General features: G+C 66.7%; 12 protein-coding genes. 3 read left to right on the top strand and 9 right to left on the bottom strand.

The genetic code is table 11. The features are described 5' to 3' along the window. Window positions 1-9 precede the first annotated feature (9 nt). Genes FKZ61_RS16250 through FKZ61_RS16240 form a run of 3 tightly spaced genes read left to right on the top strand, consistent with a single transcriptional unit; the run spans window position 10 to window position 2,610 of the window. On the top strand, window positions 10-1,203 hold the full coding sequence (locus FKZ61_RS16250) for a hypothetical protein (protein WP_141611185.1): 1,194 nt from the start codon (window positions 10-12) through the stop codon (window positions 1,201-1,203). 25 nt (window positions 1,204-1,228) lie between these two features. Next, window positions 1,229-2,371 carry an enolase C-terminal domain-like protein gene (locus tag FKZ61_RS16245; RefSeq protein WP_141611184.1) on the top strand — a complete coding sequence of 381 codons (1,143 nt, stop codon included), beginning with the start codon at window positions 1,229-1,231 and terminating at the stop codon, window positions 2,369-2,371. A gap of 23 nt (window positions 2,372-2,394) precedes the next feature. Beyond that, on the top strand, window positions 2,395-2,610 hold the full coding sequence (locus FKZ61_RS16240) for a hypothetical protein (RefSeq protein WP_141611183.1): 216 nt from the start codon (window positions 2,395-2,397) through the stop codon (window positions 2,608-2,610). Between the two features lie 102 nt (window positions 2,611-2,712). Here FKZ61_RS16240 and FKZ61_RS16235 read toward each other — a convergent pair whose 3' ends face one another. From FKZ61_RS16235 to FKZ61_RS16195, 9 genes are all read right to left on the bottom strand, one after another. Continuing rightward, window positions 2,713-3,513 (bottom strand): sugar phosphate isomerase/epimerase family protein, encoded by an 801-nt coding sequence (locus FKZ61_RS16235; RefSeq protein ID WP_407659935.1) that lies wholly within the window; start codon window positions 3,511-3,513, stop codon window positions 2,713-2,715. Between the two features lie 31 nt (window positions 3,514-3,544). Then, window positions 3,545-4,579: a zinc-dependent alcohol dehydrogenase gene (locus FKZ61_RS16230; RefSeq protein ID WP_141611181.1), complete on the bottom strand. Its 1,035-nt coding sequence runs from the start codon at window positions 4,577-4,579 to the stop codon at window positions 3,545-3,547. 18 nt (window positions 4,580-4,597) lie between these two features. Further along, window positions 4,598-5,977 (bottom strand): sulfatase-like hydrolase/transferase, encoded by a 1,380-nt coding sequence (locus FKZ61_RS16225; protein ID WP_141611180.1) that lies wholly within the window; start codon window positions 5,975-5,977, stop codon window positions 4,598-4,600. A gap of 15 nt (window positions 5,978-5,992) precedes the next feature. After that, window positions 5,993-6,727 carry a sulfotransferase family protein gene (locus tag FKZ61_RS16220; RefSeq protein WP_141611179.1) on the bottom strand — a complete coding sequence of 245 codons (735 nt, stop codon included), beginning with the start codon at window positions 6,725-6,727 and terminating at the stop codon, window positions 5,993-5,995. 101 nt (window positions 6,728-6,828) lie between these two features. Then, window positions 6,829-7,683 carry an amidohydrolase family protein gene (locus FKZ61_RS16215; RefSeq protein ID WP_170199837.1) on the bottom strand — a complete coding sequence of 285 codons (855 nt, stop codon included), beginning with the start codon at window positions 7,681-7,683 and terminating at the stop codon, window positions 6,829-6,831. A 100-nt stretch (window positions 7,684-7,783) separates the two neighbouring features. Continuing rightward, a complete protein-coding gene (locus FKZ61_RS16210) occupies window positions 7,784-9,196 on the bottom strand; it encodes a sulfatase family protein (protein WP_141611177.1) in 1,413 nt (470 codons plus the stop codon). Between the two features lie 168 nt (window positions 9,197-9,364). Further along, complete coding sequence (locus FKZ61_RS16205; RefSeq protein WP_141611176.1) at window positions 9,365-10,417, bottom strand: Gfo/Idh/MocA family protein; 1,053 nt, start codon at window positions 10,415-10,417, stop codon at window positions 9,365-9,367. 110 nt (window positions 10,418-10,527) lie between these two features. Then, window positions 10,528-14,181, bottom strand: coding sequence for a UvrD-helicase domain-containing protein (locus FKZ61_RS16200; RefSeq protein WP_141611175.1), 3,654 nt, complete (start codon window positions 14,179-14,181; stop codon window positions 10,528-10,530). A 52-nt stretch (window positions 14,182-14,233) separates the two neighbouring features. Continuing rightward, entirely contained in the window at window positions 14,234-15,226 is a 993-nt protein-coding gene (locus FKZ61_RS16195; RefSeq protein WP_141611174.1) for a Gfo/Idh/MocA family protein, read from the bottom strand. Window positions 15,227-15,234: the final 8 nt, after the last annotated feature.

Here is a 15,234-nt window from a genome sequence, read left to right as displayed (position 1 = left end):
GAGTGTCCCATGCCTGCCCATACACCACCCCTGCGTCTGGCCGTCGTCGCCACCGTCTACCGCTACCGTTCCCACGCCCAGCACTTTTGCGACCGCTTCATGGTCGGCTATCCCCATCAGGGCCGCTGGCACCGCCCCAACACCCGGGTGGTCTCCCTCTATGTGGACCAACAGCCGGTCAACGACCAGAGCCTGGATCGGGCCCGGGAGTTCGGCTTCGAGATTTATCCCACAATCGCCCAGGCCCTGCGCTGCGGCGGCGACCGCCTGGCCGTGGATGCTGTCCTGATTATGGCCGAACACGGCGACTATCCCCGCAACGAAAAGGGGCAGATCCTCTACCCCCGCTATGAGTTTTTCAAGGAATGTATCCAGGTTTTCCAGGAGGATGGCCGGGCCGTGCCCATCTACAACGACAAGCACCTCTCCTACAGCTTCGCCAAAGCCCAGGAGATGGTGGCGGATGCCCACCGCCTGGGCTTCCCGCTGCTGGCCGGTTCCTCCTTGCCCGTGACCTGGCGCCTGCCTCCGTTGGAACTGCCCCTGGGCTGTGAGATCGAGGAGGCGCTCGTGGTGGGGGTGGGCGGCTCCGACCCCATGGACTACCATGCCCTGGAGGCCCTGCAGTGCATGGTGGAACGCCGCCAGGGCGGCGAGACCGGCGTGCGCGCGGTCCAGCTTCTGGAAGGCGATGCCGTCTGGCAGGCCGGGGAAGCGGGACGTTGGTCCCACGAACTGCTGGAATCTGCCCTCTCCCGCAGCGACTCCCCCCGGGGGCTCACCGAGGAGGACGGCCGCACCCAGGATCTGCTGGGCAGCGGCGAGCTCTATCGCCTGGTAGAAAATCCCGCTGCTTACTTCATCGAGTACAACGACGGCCTGCGGGCCACTCTCCTGATGCTCAACGGCGCGGTCAAGGACTTCTGCTTCGCCGCGCGGCTGAAGGGCGTCTCCGAGCCCCAGTCCACCCAGTTCTTCCTGACGCCGGGCCCCAACGTGAGCTACTCCGCCTGCCTGGTGGCCAAGATCGAGGAGATGCTCCTGACCGGACGCGCACCCTATCCCGCGGAACGAACCCTGCTGGTCAGCGGCGTGTTGGAGAGCTGCCTCACCTCTCGCGTGCAGGGGGGGCAACGGCTGGAGACGCCCCACCTGGCCGTCACCTACCAGCCGCCGGTCGAATCCCAGTTTGCCCGGGAATGAGGCATGGACGATAAAGGAGCAAGCCATGGATAACCCTCGGATCATCGCCGTGGAGTGGACAACGCTGGAAGGGCGCCGGCCCCGCCATGCCGGCAGCAACGCCCGGCTGGGCGCCCACGGTGAGATCGTCTCTGTCCCCCTGGCACGGCTTGTGGCCGAGGATGGTACATGGGGCTTTGGCCGCTGCCGGGCCTCTCTGGAGGATGCCCGCCAAATCGTGGGCAGGCGGCTTGATGACCTGTTTTCGCCCACGGCAGGGGCGAAAGGACCGGGGCTGGCCTTCGACCTGCCCCTCTGGGACCTGGCCGCCCGGCGAGAGAACCGGCCCGTTTATGCGTTGGCTGCCCGGTCCGTAGGCCGCCCGGCGCCCACCGCCCCGTTCCAGGTCCGTTGCTACGACACCTCCCTCTATTTCGACGATCTGCACCTGGCCGACACCCAGGCCGCGGCCGAACTGCTGGCCCAGGAAGCTCGGGAGGGTTATGCCCGGGGCCATCGGGCCTTCAAGATCAAGGTGGGACGGGGCGCCCGCCACATGCCCCTGGAAGAGGGGATCCGCCGGGATATCGCAGTGGTCCACGCGGTGCGCGCGACCGTCGGGCCGAACTGCCCCTTGATGCTGGATGCCAACAACGGCTACAATTTGAACCTGGCCAAGCGGGTGCTGCTGGAGACCAGGGACGCGGACATCTTCTGGCTGGAGGAAGCCTTCCACGAGGATGTCGTGCTCTACCGGGATCTCAGAGAGTGGATGGCGGCCCAGGGCTTGTCGGTGCGGATCGCCGACGGCGAAGGGCAGGCATCGCCCAGCCTGTTGGCATGGGCGCGCGAGGGGGTGGTGGATGTGGTGCAGTACGACATTTTCAGCTATGGATTTACCCGCTGGCTGGCCCTGGCGAGGCAACTGGACGAATGGGGCGTCTACACCGCGCCCCACCACTACGGCGGCCACGTGGGCAACCATGTCTCCACCCACCTGGCCGCTGCCGTGGAGCGCTTTGCCTTTGTGGAGTGGGACGAGGCCAGCACGCCCGGGCTGGATGCATCCGCCTACGTGGTGGAGGAGGGGCAGGTCCACGTCCCTGCCGCGCCGGGCTTCGGCCTGGAGCTGGACCTGGAGCGCTTTGCCCACGCGGTGCGCCAGGGTGGTTTTACGGCGACGGCATAAATCGGGATGGAGGAATGGCAGAGATGAGCAGGGTGATCAAGGCCTTTGACTCGGTGGAAGCGTTGGGGAGGCGCTTCGACAGCGAAGTCTTCCGGGATATCTCCGATGGCACCCTCTTTGTGTACGACCGGATGCACAATACCTGGTATCAATACCGTTGGACACCGGGCCACCGGGAGATTCGCTTTGTCGAAGCGCTCCAGGGGGAACTCCCCATCGTCACCCAGATCTACCCGTGAAGGCGGGCCGGAAAGGGGATAGCGTCGTGCATGAGGCGTCGAGCAACGGGCCAGGCAGCCGTTCACGTCCCACGCACGACGCCGCCCCCATGCGAGCGGTTGTCAGCGCGCGCCGCAAGCCTGCAGGCAGGCCTGCATGTGGCCCCGGGCTTCCGCTGCCATGATGCAGCAGTGCTCCAGGGGATATTCCTTGGCGCCGATGATCTCCAGATTCAGCGGCCCGGTGTAACCGTTTTCGTGTAGAACGCGAATGTAGCCTACCAGGTCAATGTCCCCCCGGCCGTTGACCTGCATCTCCGGCTTGCCCGGCCCCTGCTGTCGCCCCTTGCAGTCCCGGATGTGGACGTGCTTGACCCGGGAAATGACCGCGGCGATGGCTTCCACCGGATCTTCACCCGCCCGGTAGATGTGGGAGGGATCCATGTCGATGCCGAAGGCGGGCGAGGAGATGGCCTCCATGACCTTGAGGGTGGTGGGGGTGTTGTAGACGCTGGCGCCCACGTGGGCTTTGACGCAGAGGGTCACGCCGTAGCGTTCGGCCATCAGGGCCAGCTCCCCCAGCTCGTCGATGGTCTGCTGCAGGCTGGCCTCGTCGTCCGTCTTGCCGCCAGGCCCACAGTTGATGATGGGAATGCCGATCTCCACCGCGGCCTGCATGGCCTGCTCCATTTTGGCCTTGTCCCGGGAAGGCTGCTCCATGGCCAACAACTCCAGCCCATAGCGCTGGGAGAGCTCCTTGATTTGGGGCGCCAGTTCCCGCCAGCGCTCCAGCACCAGGTGCTCGCTCATGCGCTCGATGGCCGAGATCTCAATGCCATCGTAGCCGGCCAGGGCCAGGTATTTGAAGGCGGTTTCCATGTCGTAGCCGCCGAACAGCACAGAATTTGCGCCAAGTTTCACCATCTTTCTCCTTTCAATGTCATTCTTTTCAGTGTCATTCTTTGTCGTCGAAGACGACGCCCAGTTTGATGGTTCGTTCCGGCTCGGTGGCGATTTTCGGATACGCCTCCAGTAGAACCGAGAAGGGCACCACCGGCTGGACGATGGCCTCGGCCTGGAGTGCGCCCGTGGACAACAGCCGCCAGGCCACCTCCATCAGTCGGCCTTCGTCCCAGTTGGGATGGTCCGGGTTGGGTTCGCTGCAGGCACGGGAGAAGATGATCCGGGGGCGATTCATGTGGGCCTCCGCCCCCAGGTCCAGGCCAGCCGGATAGCTGCCCGGCCAGGCGCCGGCGACCACCGTGCCCAGGTACGCCACGCCCCGCAGGGCCGCCTGCAGGGCCAGATGACTGCCGCTGTATTCGATGCACACATCCGCGCCCCGGCGACCGGTGGCCCGCCGGATCTCCAGGCCGGCATCGCAGGCTGTGGGATCCAGCGTCAGGTCCGCGCCCAAGCTTTGGGCCACTTCCCGGCGCAGGGGGATGGGATCGATGGCAATGACGGGATACGCGCCGGCCCGTTTGGCCAGTTGCACGGCCATCAGCCCGATGGCCCCCAACCCGAAGACGGCCACCGCGTCCCCAATGCGCACGTGCCCGTCCCGCACCGCGCCCAGGGCAAAGTCAGCCGGATCCAGGCAGACGGCGGCCTGCCAGGGCACGCCCTCTGGCAACACCCGGACCGTCTCCGGCCAGACGTGCTCGGTGCGGAAGGGCCCGTAGTGGAAGACCCGGTCGCCCACCTGCAGGCGGGTGACGCCCGGGCCCACCTCGATGACTTCGCCCACGCACATGTTGCCCAGGGCTACGGGATAGCGGACGCCCGGCTCGTCGGGCATGAACACCTGCCACGCCGGATCATAGCGTCCCCGGCTGTTGGCATAGCCCTTGAAGAGGGCCATTTCGGTGCCATGTTTGGCCGCGCCGTACAGGCTGCGCACCCGCACCTGGCCGTTCCCCAGGGGCAGCCGCTCCACCTGGCGGAAGGCCACCGTCTCTCTCGCAGGGGCAATCAGTTCCGCAGGCATCCCCGCCACCTCCTTTCTTCAGATGCCGCTGCCCACCAGCTGGCGCCGGGTCCACGGGTTGAGGAGTCGATCCCCGGTGGCTTCCATCCACGCCAGCAGTCGACCCCGTAGCCGGGCCAGCTCCTGGCGACAGGCCGGATCGGCGGCCCGGTTGTGGATCTCCCCCGGATCCGCCTCCAGGTCGTAGAGCTCATCCTCGGCCGTCGCGTTCCAGACGTACTTCCAGCGCCGATCCCGCACCATCCGCTGGCTGTAGAGACCGAACTGGTTGCCGTGGTAGGTGGCGAAGATGTCGGTCCGCGCTTCGTCCGCCTCTCCCCGGGCCAGGGGGAGCAGATCCTGGCCCGCGAAGGTCTCCGGCACCTGGAGCCCGGCTGCCCGGCAGAAGGTCACGGCCAGGTCCAGGGCCGACGAGACGAAGGCATCACAGACGCGGCCAGCCGGGAGCCGCCGGGGCCAGCGCAGGAGGAGGGGCACCCGCACCAGCTCCTCGTACATGACGAAGTGCTTGTCCACCATGCCATGACCGCCACAGAGGTCGCCGTGGTCCGCGCTGTAGACGACCAGGGTTTCCTCGGCCAGGCCCAACTCGTCCAGGGCATCCAGCACCCGCCCGACCTGATGATCCAACAGGGTAATCTCCCCCAGGTAGCGGGCCACCACGGGCGCCCACTCCTGCCACGTCCAGCTCGCCACGCCCCAGGTCTCCCGCTGCTTCCGCTGGATGTAGGGCTTGCCCACCAGCGGATCCGGGTAGCTGGGCCAGGGGGCGATGGCCGCGGGCGGGTAGAGGCTGGCGTAGGGCTCCGGCACCACGTTGGGCAGGTGGGGCTCGGCCGGGTCCCAGCGGATGAAGAACGGCCTGCCCTGGTTGGCCGCCCGGCGCAGCAGCCCGATGGTGGCATCAGCACCCCAGGTCAGGCGGGATTGGGCCGGCGTGATGTAGGGATCTACCTCGCCGAACCAACTGTTCCGCCGGGGGCGCGGTGGCAGCCCCTGGGCTTCCCGCCAGCGGCCGTATTCGCCCTCGGGGATGTAGTCGTCGCAGCCGAAGGCAGTGGGTGGCTTATGCGGATGGACATGCCACTTCCCCACGTGGCCCACGTAATAGCCCGCCGCCTTGAACAGCCCGTTGAGGGTGGGGACGCCTTCCAGGGAGGGCCAGAGCGGCTCGGTGTCGGCGTTGGCAATGCAGCCATGCCGGGCCGGCCACTGCCCCGTGACCAGGGAGACCCGAGCCGGCATGCAGACCGGGATGGGACAGAAGGCGTGGGTGAAGTTCACCCCTTCCCGGGCCAGCCGGTCCAGGTTCGGCGTCTGGAGCAGCGGGTGGCCGTTGGCCGCCACACAGTCGTAGCGGTGCTGGTCGGCGTGGATGAGCAGGACGTTGGCCGGCATGGCGCCTCGGAGGGATCAGGCGTGCTCGTAGCCGTACTCCTCCAGGGCTGGCCTGAAGAAGTCGAAGTCGTGAACGCCCTCGTCCTGTCGCCAGCGGCCCACCGCGTCTGGGCGGACGGGGATGCGGGCCAGGGGGATGCCCAGGTACTCCTCCAGCCGCTGCAGCGTCTCCTCCTGGCGCAGGACGAAGTCCTCGAAGCGCACCTCGATCCAGTTTTCCGGCCGGGGGGTGGCCTTCACCAGGTCGTACTGGTATTTCCACGAGATGGCCCGGCGCAGGCGCAGGTCGTCCGTCTCGGGATACTGAATGCCGAAATCCCGCAGGTCGTCGGTGAGGTGCCGGTTCAGGATGCAGTCCCGGGGATCCCGGATCCAGAAGATGTATTTGATGTCGGGGAACAGGCGGCGGATCCAGGGGTAGACCAGGGTCGTCTCCGGGATCTTCCAGCCCTTGGGCGCGTCGGGGTGACGGGCGTGCTCGGCCAGCACGCTGGAGAGGTAGGATTCAATCAGGCGACGAAACTCCTCTGGGATCTCCATGGTGTGGAGCTGGCTGAAGTCCCAGGAGAGATCGCCCTGCCAGCGGACGTGGCGGGCCAGCACCCGACAGGCTTCGTACATGTCCTGGGGCGGGACCAGGTCACCCGAGCGGTTGAGGCACGCGCCCATGTAGACGCCGCTGGCGTAGAGGGTATGGGAGATGGCCCGGGTACCCGAATGGCCGCGGCCGATGATGGTGATGAGCGACATGGTTGTTTTCCTCTCTACTACAGTCTGGCGTAAATACCACGGCAGAAATTCGGCGGCATTACCCCTGGTGGATACTGTCGGCGAATTTCTGCCGGGATTTACTAGTGGGGCACCTGGCCCGTCTCCAGCAGGTGGGCCAGATTTTGGCCCAGGATCCACGGCTTTTCTTCCTCCGGCACGAAGGTGCAGTGGGTGCGGAAGGCTTCCAACGCCTGGCGGTAGGTCATGAATTTGCGCACCACCGGGTAGTCCGACCCCCAGCACATGCGCCGCGGCCCGTAGTGCTCGTACAGCGGACGGATCACCGGGTGGGTCTCCCAGTAGGGGAAATCCCACTGGACCGTGGCCACGTAGGCAAAGCCGGAGAACTTCAGGTAGATGTTGGGATACCGGGCCGACTCCAGCACCTCCTGCAGCAGGGGCCTGGGCGGCGCTTCGTCCTGGCGCACCCCGCCCAGGTGATGGATGAGGATGGGCAGAGTGGGAAAGGCGGCCGCGACCCGGCGGATGGCCGGCTGATGCTGGGGCCGGCAGGCGATGCTGGCGATGAGGCGACGCTGGGCCGCCACTTCGAAGAAGGCCAGCCCCTCGTCCGAATAGAGCCAGGCGCCGTCGTCGTCGGCCTTGAGGTAGTGGGTGAATCCCTTGATGGGCCAGCGGTCGGCGGCCTCGCGCAGGCGGTCAGCCGCCCCCGGCGTGTGGTAGGTGGGCCACCAGGAGCAGTCCACGTCGGCGAACTGGTGCAGGCGGTCGGGGTAGCGCTGGACCTGTTCGGCCACGTAGTCGTTGTTGTCCGGGTTGTGGTCGATGCGGGCGCAGACGATGACGGCCTGATCGACCCCGGCCTGGTCCATTTCATACAGCAGTTGTTCCACCCGCCCCCGGGACTCGAAGTCGGGTACCGGCGGCTGGTAGGGCCAGCGGGGCCAGGCATGGGAATGGCTGTCGATGATCATGGGAGGCCTCATTGGGTGATTGGGTCATTTGGTCATTGGGTGATTCGGTGATGGGGTATCGCCCAGTCCTCCAATCACCGAACCATCCAATGACCCAATATTACTCGCGTGAACGGGACTGGAGCCGCGCGGCCTGGGCCGGGTCGCCGATGTGCAGGGTGTCGTAGGCCTGCTGGGAGCTGGTGAAGTAGTCGATGCCTTCCCGGCCGTGCCAGCCCGGCTGGTTGAGGATGGGGTTGGGCAGGCCGGTCTCGGCTTCTCGCTTCGCGATCCAGGCTTCCATCCGCTCCTTGAGCATGGCCACCACCCCGGGTTCGCTTTCGGCCAGGTTGTGGTTCTCCTCGGGGTCTTCCACCAGGTTGTAGAGCTCCACCTCCGGCTTGAAGTGGAAGTCCGGCTCCAGGGCCACGATGAGCTTCCACTCGGGGGTGCGCCAGCCATGCTTGCGCATCCAGGTGCACTCGGTCAGGTAGATTTCGCTCTCGTGGGAAGGCACCTCGCCCCGCACCATGGGCAGCAGACTGCGGCCGTCGAACTGGATGTCGTCCCGCTGGATGTTGGCCAGCTCCAGCAGGGTGGGCACCAGGTCCTTGTGCTGGTTGTAGCCTCGCACCCGCTTGCCTGCGGGCAGGTGGCCCGGGTAGCGGATGATCAGGGGCACCACCAGGGTGGGATCGTAGAGGCCGTGGTGGTCGAAGTAGCATTCATGCTCGTAGAGGGTTTCGCCGTGGTCGCCGTTGATGACCACGATGGTGTTGTCGTCCAGGCCCAGGCTGGTGATGGCGGTGAAGATGGAGCGGATGGCCGCGTCCATGTAGGCGATGGCGCCGTCGTACTGGGCGATGACGTAGTCCTTGTCGGTGATGCCCGGCGGCATCCAGCTGGCGAAGAAGTCCCGGAAGGGCTTGAAGGCCATCACCGGCTCCATGGACTTGTTCTTCGGGTCGCATTCGTTGCCGTGGTAGAACATGCGCTCGAAGGGCTCCGGCGGCAGGTAGGGCGCGTGGGGATCCATGTGGCGCAGGAAGAGGAAGAAAGGCTTGCGCTTGCGGGCCAGCCGCTCCAGCTCGGGGATGGCCACCTCGTTGAGGTTCTGGGCCTTGGGGCTGCGGCCTTCATTCCAGCTGCCCCAGCCGGCATAGTCTAGGTAATTGTCAAAGCCCCGGGACGAGGGGTTGCCGCTGAAACCCACGCAGGTGGTGTTGTAGCCCTCTTCCCGCAGGATCTCGGCCAGGGTGCTCACCTCGGGGCGCAGGGGGCCTTTGTGGCGCAGGGCCACCACCTGGGTGGTGAAGACGTCCATGCCCGTGAGCATGGAAGCGTAGGCGCTGGTGGTGGGGATGTGCGCGCTGAAGGTCTGCTCGAAGAGGGTGCTCTCCTGGGCGAAGCGGTCAATGTGGGGCGTGGTCAGCCGATGGTAGCCGTAGCAGCTCATGTGGTCCCGACGCAACGAATCGATGCCCATCAGGATAATGTTTGGCGGTCTGCGTCTGCTGCGTGGACGTGTTGCCATGGTGTCGTCTAAACTCCTCTAGAATTGTGTGGACTAGAATTGTGTGGAATTGTACATTCAATTTCAAGCCGGGCGTCATCCGTCCCGTTGAGTGCGTTTCAACGCACTTGGGGTGTGCCAGCCGATGATTTCAATCATCGGTCCAAGGCTCGCCCGGCCTCGCCTGTATCACAGCGGAAACGTCACCCGCCGTCCCTCCCGGGCCGACTGGTAGGCACCCAGCACCATCTCCACCGAGACCCGGCCATCTTCCGCGGTGACGTCGGGCGGGGTGTCGTGGCGCAGGCAGTCCACGAAGGCCCGGGGGACGGCCGCGATGCGTTCGCCGTGGCTGGCCGGAATGGGAATGCCCAGATCTTGCCAGCGGGGTTGTTCCCGGGTGTAGAGCTTGAGCGCGATGGGGTGGGGCGGCAACGGCCCGTTGGTGGACGGCACGTCGTCGTGGTTCTGGATCAGCACCCCCTGGTCGCCGTAGATCTCCGTGGTGTTCTCGCCGGCCAGGGTCACCGACGAGTTGAGCAGCACGGCCATGGCGCCGCCGGCGAAGCGGTAGATGGCCACGCCCGTGTCGTCCGGCGCCACCTGGGTGACCGTGTTGCCGATTTCGGCCATGACGCTCACGGGCCGCCCCAGGATCCAGTGGATGAAGTCCGTGGCGTGGGAGGCATCGTCCATGAACATCCCCATGTTCTTCTCCGGGTCCAGGTGCCAGCGGGTGGGGCCGTTGACGAAGTCCGGGTTGAAGAGCACCGGGATGCAGTGGCGGCGGCGCAGCACGCTGATCTGGCCCAGCACGCCGCTCTCCACCACCTCTTTGATCTTGATGTTGGAGGGATCCCGCCGCATCTGGAAGGCCATCATGAACTTGACCCCGGCCCGCTCCACGGCCGCGGCCATGCGGTCGCAGTCGGCCAGGGTGAGGGCCATGGGCTTCTGGCAGAGGATGTCCTTCCCTGCGGCGGCAGCGGCCAGCACCATCTCGGCATGGCGGTGGGTCTCGCAGGTGACGATGACGCCCTGGATCTGGGGGTTGTGGAGGAGATCCTCCAGGTGGGGCGAGTAGGTCATGCCATACTTGGCCGCCGCCGCTTCCCCCCGGGCCGGGTCATCGTCCCAGCAGGCCACCAGTTTCACGTCGTCATAGGTCAGCATGCGCTGGCAGTAGGCGTGGGCATGTCCATGGGCAAAGCTGATCACGCCAATGCCGATTCGGCTACTCATCCGTCTTTCTCCCGTCTTTGGAGGACAATCATTGGGTGATTAGGTGATACAGTAACCCTGTCTTGACTCATCACCCTGTCACGTTGTCACGTTGCCACCCTGTCACGTTGTCACGTCTCGAACAGCCGCAACTGCTCCAGCGTTGGTCGCGCCCGGGAGGCGTCCGGCCGGGTTTTGCGCTGGGCCATCTCTTTCACTTCCTTCAGGGTCTCCTCGATGTCCGCCAGGAAGCGGGAAGGCTCGTTGGCCATCCGCCGACCGTAGAGGTGACGCCGCCGCGCGTGGGTCAGGATCAGCTTTTCCCGCGCCCGGGTCAGGCCCACGTAGAAGAGCCGGCGTTCCTCTTCCACATCTGCCTCCTCGCCGGCCGCTGTCTCCGCTGCATCGTCCGGTTTGTCCCCCCGCAACTCCTCGCCCCGCCGGTAGGGGAGGAGGCCCTCTTCACAGCCCACGATGAAGACCACCGGAAATTCCAGCCCCTTGGCCGCGTGGAGGGTCATCAGAGGGACCCGGTCGGCCCGGGGATCGTAGGTGTCGGCCTCCCCCTGGAGGGACAGGGCCTCCAGGAAGCCGTTCAGATCCTGGCCGAAGGGGATGGCCCGGCGCATCAGTTGCCGGAGCCGCTCCTGCCCGGCATCGTCCAGGCCCTCCAGGTCCTGGCTCAGGGATTCCAGCAGCCGGGTCAGCGGCGCCTCCCCCTGCAATGCCTCCAGCTCCTGCAGGCGGGCGCACACCTGATGCCAGCGCCGCGTCCACGCCGTCCCCGGCCGGCCGGCCAGGCCCACCGCGGCCGCCACCTGCTTCCCCGCATCCTCCGCAAGCTGCCAGAAGGGCCCAGGCAGGGACGCAAGAACCGTCCCCAGCGCCGCCGGGGGCAGGTCCAGCCCCAGGAGACGGGCCAGGTGAAAGGCGCTCCGCGGGTTGCGCAACAGCCAGAGGTAGGCCAGCACCTGGCGCACCTCCCGGTACTCTGCCAGGGGACGCCGCCCCACCACCTGGTACGGAATGCCGGAGCGGGCAAAGGCCTCCTCCAGGAGGCGGCCCTGGCCGTGGGTGCGGAAGAGCACCGCGAAGTCGGCGAAGGCGCGCCGCCCCTCTTCCGTCCCCGCTACCCGGCCTGAATCCAGAGAAAAGTAGCTGGTGCCGCCCACCATCTGCTCGATCTGGTGGACCACATACTCGGCCTCGGCGCGGTCGGTAGGCGCCTGATAGATCTCCAGCCTGGTGGCGTCGAAGAACTCGGACCAGATCTCCAGGGGCACGGTATCGCCCTCCCGGCCCGCGCTCTGGGCGATGACCTGGCGCGCTGCATCCAGAATGGACTGGGTGGAGCGATAGTTCTGGCGGAGCTGGAGCACCTGGGCGTCCGGGTAATCCTCGGTGAAGCGCAGGAAATAGCCCCGGTCCGCCCCCCGGAAGCCGTAGATGGCCTGGTCCGGGTCGCCGATGGCGCACAGGTTGGGCCGCCCGTCGGCGGACGGATCCGCGTCGCCGGTCAGGAGGCGCAGGAGCCGGTACTGGGCCAGGTTGACGTCCTGGTACTCGTCCACCGAGATCCAGCGGAAGCGCTGCTGCAGGGCCTGCCGCACCGTCGGCTCCTCCTGGAGCAGGGCCACCGCCTCGCCCAGCAGATCGTCGAAGTCCATCAAATGATGCTGGCGCAGGGCGGCCTGATAGGCCGCGTAGCGGGCGGGAAAGTCGGCCACCTCTGGGAAGCGGGTGGCCAGCGACGGCGCACCCGGCGGCAACAGCTCGTTCTTGGCCTGGGAGATGTGGCGGAGGGTCTGCCGGCAGGTCCCCTCGGTCAGGCCGGGGCAGGCATGGCGCAGCAGGGCCAGCCGCTCCTCTTCCTGGCAGATGGCGAAGTCCGCCGACAGGTCCCGGCGCTGGCCGTGTTCCCGCAACAGCCAGGCCGCGAAGGCGTGGAAGGTGCGCACCATCACCCGGGCCGCGGTGGCTGCATCGGTCAGGGCGGCCAGCCGCTCGGCCATCTCCTCCGCCGCCTTGTTGGTGAAGGTGATGGCCAGGATCTGCTCGGGCGGCACGCCATGGCAGGCCATCAGGTAGGCCAGGCGATAGGTCAGGGTGCGGGTCTTGCCGGTGCCGGGGCCGGCCACGATCAGGAGGGGCCGGTCGACACAGAGGACGGCGCGGCGTTGTTCGTCGTTCAGGTGGGCCAGGGGTGGCCAGGCATCCACCCGGGATGCTGCACCCTCGGGGGGACGCGGCGCCTCGGAGGGCGGCGCCGTTTGGCCGAAGAGCAGAGGCTGTTCCCAGGCATGGATGGGCGCATCCTCGGCGTGCTCTGGCCTGGTTTCTGCTGTCCCCTCCAGCGTTGCGTCTGCCGCCTGTTCCACTTCTGCCACGGCTGGCATCGGGGAAACCGCCGGGGCGTCGTCGGATGGAGGCGCCTGCTGCCCCGAGGGGTGCCGTGGCCCGGCGGGTGCCTCTGCCAACGCTTCGTCGTCCATCTCCCCGAAGAGATCCAGCTGGGGCGCGGCGCCCGGATCTTCGTCGGCAAAGACCTGGATCACGCCGTACTCCCCGTCGAAGCCGGGGTTGCTGGCGATCTGGCCGGCCCGCATGCGTCGGATGCCCTCGGCCAGGAGGGGCCCCCCGGCCTGTTGGATGGCGTCCAGGGGCAGGTGAAGCAGGATTTCCAGCTCGGGGCCCAGGGTTGCCAGCAGGGCCTGGTACGCGGCCTGCACCGTCTTGCTGCCGGGGCCGACCTGGTGGATCTCGCCCAGGAGCTCTGGCAGGGGAATCAGGCGGTGGAAGGGATGACGCCCTGATGCGCTCACATCCTCCTCCGGCCGGTCGGCCAGGCTCTCCACCCGGTGCATCACCCCCACGGTGACCGGCTTCTGGCAGACGGGACAGAGGCCCTGGTGGACCCGGGTCTCCCGGGGATGCCAGCGCACGCCGCACTTGCGGTGGCCGTCGAAGTGGTATTTCCCCTCTTCGGGGAAGAACTCCACCGTCCCCAGGAAGGCCTCGGGATCGCCGCTCTTCAGCGCGGCGTGGATGGCCGGGTAGGAGAGCTCGGTGTTGAAGAGGTTGGCTTCCCGGGCCAGCTTCTGGGGCGAGTGGGCATCCGAGTTGGAGACCAGGGTGTAGCGGTCCAGGGCGGAGACCCGCCAGTTCATGGGGGGATCCGACGAGAGGCCCGTCTCCAGGGCGAAGATGTGGGGCGTCAGATCCTCGAAGCACTCCTCCACCGAGTCGAAGCCGGACATGGAGCCCAGCAGGGAGAACCAGGGGGTCCAGATGTGGGCCGGGATCAGGTAGGCCCGGGGATCGGTCTCCAGCAGGATCTCCAGCAGTTCCCGGGAGTCCAGCCCCAGGATGGGGCGGCCGTCCGCGCGGATGTTGCCGATCTGTTCCAGCCGGGCCTGGAGCTTCTCCACCGCTGTCAGGTCGGGCAGGAAGAGCACGTGATGGAGCTTGCGGACCCGGCCGTTTTTCTTGTAGATGTTGCTCACCTCGCCGGCCAGCAGGAAGCGCACCGGGGCCTGGCAGGCAGGCGGCACCTGGGCCTGGACAGCCTGCTCCAGTTCTGGTTTCAGGCGGAAGAGCCCCTCCTCGGCGGGTTCCAACTTCTCCCGGATCTCGGCCAGCCAGCCAGGATGCGCGATGTCGCCTGTGCCCACCACGTGGACGCCCTTCATCTGGGCCCAGCGGGCAAGGTGCTCCAGGGTTAGATCCCGGCTGGTGGCCCGGGAGTAGTGGGAGTGGATGTGGAGGTCCGCAACGAAGCGGGTCATGGTCACCGTAGTCCGTTCGCCCTGGCTAGGCGTGGGTCTGTTGAATGGACTCCTACTTGACGTACACGACGGTCTCGTTCTGCAGCGACTCGATGGCCGCGGCCAGGACCTTTTGGGCGGCCAGCCCCTGGGCGCCGGAACCGTCGATCTCCTCGGGGTCCACCCCCTCGCTCACCTGCTCCAGGAAGCGGTGGATGCGGTTGCGGAAGGTGTCCTCGAAGTCCCGCATGCCGCCGAAGATGGGGTTCGTGTAGACCAGCTTGATGGGATCGCCGGCCGGGTAGAGGGTGACTTCCCGGTACATGTCTTCGATGACGAAGCGGCCCTTGACCCCGGCCACTTCGCAGCGTTCCATGGGGTGTCCCCGCTCGATGTCGTAGCTGCCGGTCAGGGTGCCCACCGCGCCGTTCTTGAAACGCATGTTGAAGGTGGCGGTGGACCAGATCTGGCGGCCGGGGGCCTTAGTGGCGAAGCAGTGGACGGCTTCGATGTCGCCGCCGAAGTAGCGCATGATGTCCACCGTGTGGGGGTGGAGGGCCTTGATCTGGAACCAGGGCGAGGTTTCGCGCGGGTTCTTGATCCACATACTCATGTTGATGAAAAGTAGATGGCCGATGCGCCCTTCTTCCTGCCACTGCTTGGCGATGCGGGCCGCCGGGGTGAAGCGGTGGTTGAGGTTGATGCCGTAGCAGACGCCCTTTTCTCGGGCCTTGGCCACCATCTCCTCTGCCTCGTGGATTTCGTTGGAGATGGGCTTTTCGCCCAGCACGTGGCAGCCGAACTCCAGGGCCTGCATGGTGGGCAGGTAGTGCTCGCTGCCGTACTCGTGGCCGCCGGTGGCCACGCTGCAGACGTCCGGGTGCAGGGCTTCCAGCATTTCCTGGACGTCGTAGAAGGCTGGCACGCCGTAGCGGGCGGCCGCCGCGTCGGCCCGTTCCCGATCCCAGTCACACACCCCCACCAACTCGGCCAGGGGATCCTCCTGGTAGATGCGGGCATGCCGGTTGCCGATGGGGCCCAGTCCAATCACACAGACGCGTAACATAAGATTTC

The organism is Litorilinea aerophila, assembly GCF_006569185.2.
GTDB lineage: Bacteria > Chloroflexota > Anaerolineae > Caldilineales > Caldilineaceae > Litorilinea > Litorilinea aerophila.
This window is presented reverse-complemented; position numbering and strand designations above follow the sequence as displayed.

What these genes read in the sequence shown, in the direction of transcription:
- FKZ61_RS16210 (WP_141611177.1), bottom strand. Translation starts at nt 9,196, where the DNA reads ATGGCAACACGTCCACGCAGCAGACGCAGACCGCCAAACATTATCCTG.
- FKZ61_RS16220 (WP_141611179.1), bottom strand. Translation starts at nt 6,727, where the DNA reads ATGTCGCTCATCACCATCATCGGCCGCGGCCATTCGGGTACCCGGGCC.
- FKZ61_RS16230 (WP_141611181.1), bottom strand. Translation starts at nt 4,579, where the DNA reads ATGCCTGCGGAACTGATTGCCCCTGCGAGAGAGACGGTGGCCTTCCGC.
- FKZ61_RS16215 (WP_170199837.1), bottom strand. Translation starts at nt 7,683, where the DNA reads ATGATCATCGACAGCCATTCCCATGCCTGGCCCCGCTGGCCCTACCAG.
- FKZ61_RS16195 (WP_141611174.1), bottom strand. Translation starts at nt 15,226, where the DNA reads ATGTTACGCGTCTGTGTGATTGGACTGGGCCCCATCGGCAACCGGCAT.
- FKZ61_RS16200 (WP_141611175.1), bottom strand. Translation starts at nt 14,181, where the DNA reads ATGACCCGCTTCGTTGCGGACCTCCACATCCACTCCCACTACTCCCGG.
- FKZ61_RS16225 (WP_141611180.1), bottom strand. Translation starts at nt 5,977, where the DNA reads ATGCCGGCCAACGTCCTGCTCATCCACGCCGACCAGCACCGCTACGAC.
- FKZ61_RS16235 (WP_407659935.1), bottom strand. Translation starts at nt 3,513, where the DNA reads ATGGTGAAACTTGGCGCAAATTCTGTGCTGTTCGGCGGCTACGACATG.
- FKZ61_RS16245 (WP_141611184.1), top strand. Translation starts at nt 1,229, where the DNA reads ATGGATAACCCTCGGATCATCGCCGTGGAGTGGACAACGCTGGAAGGG.
- FKZ61_RS16250 (WP_141611185.1), top strand. Translation starts at nt 10, where the DNA reads ATGCCTGCCCATACACCACCCCTGCGTCTGGCCGTCGTCGCCACCGTC.
- FKZ61_RS16205 (WP_141611176.1), bottom strand. Translation starts at nt 10,417, where the DNA reads ATGAGTAGCCGAATCGGCATTGGCGTGATCAGCTTTGCCCATGGACAT.
- FKZ61_RS16240 (WP_141611183.1), top strand. Translation starts at nt 2,395, where the DNA reads ATGAGCAGGGTGATCAAGGCCTTTGACTCGGTGGAAGCGTTGGGGAGG.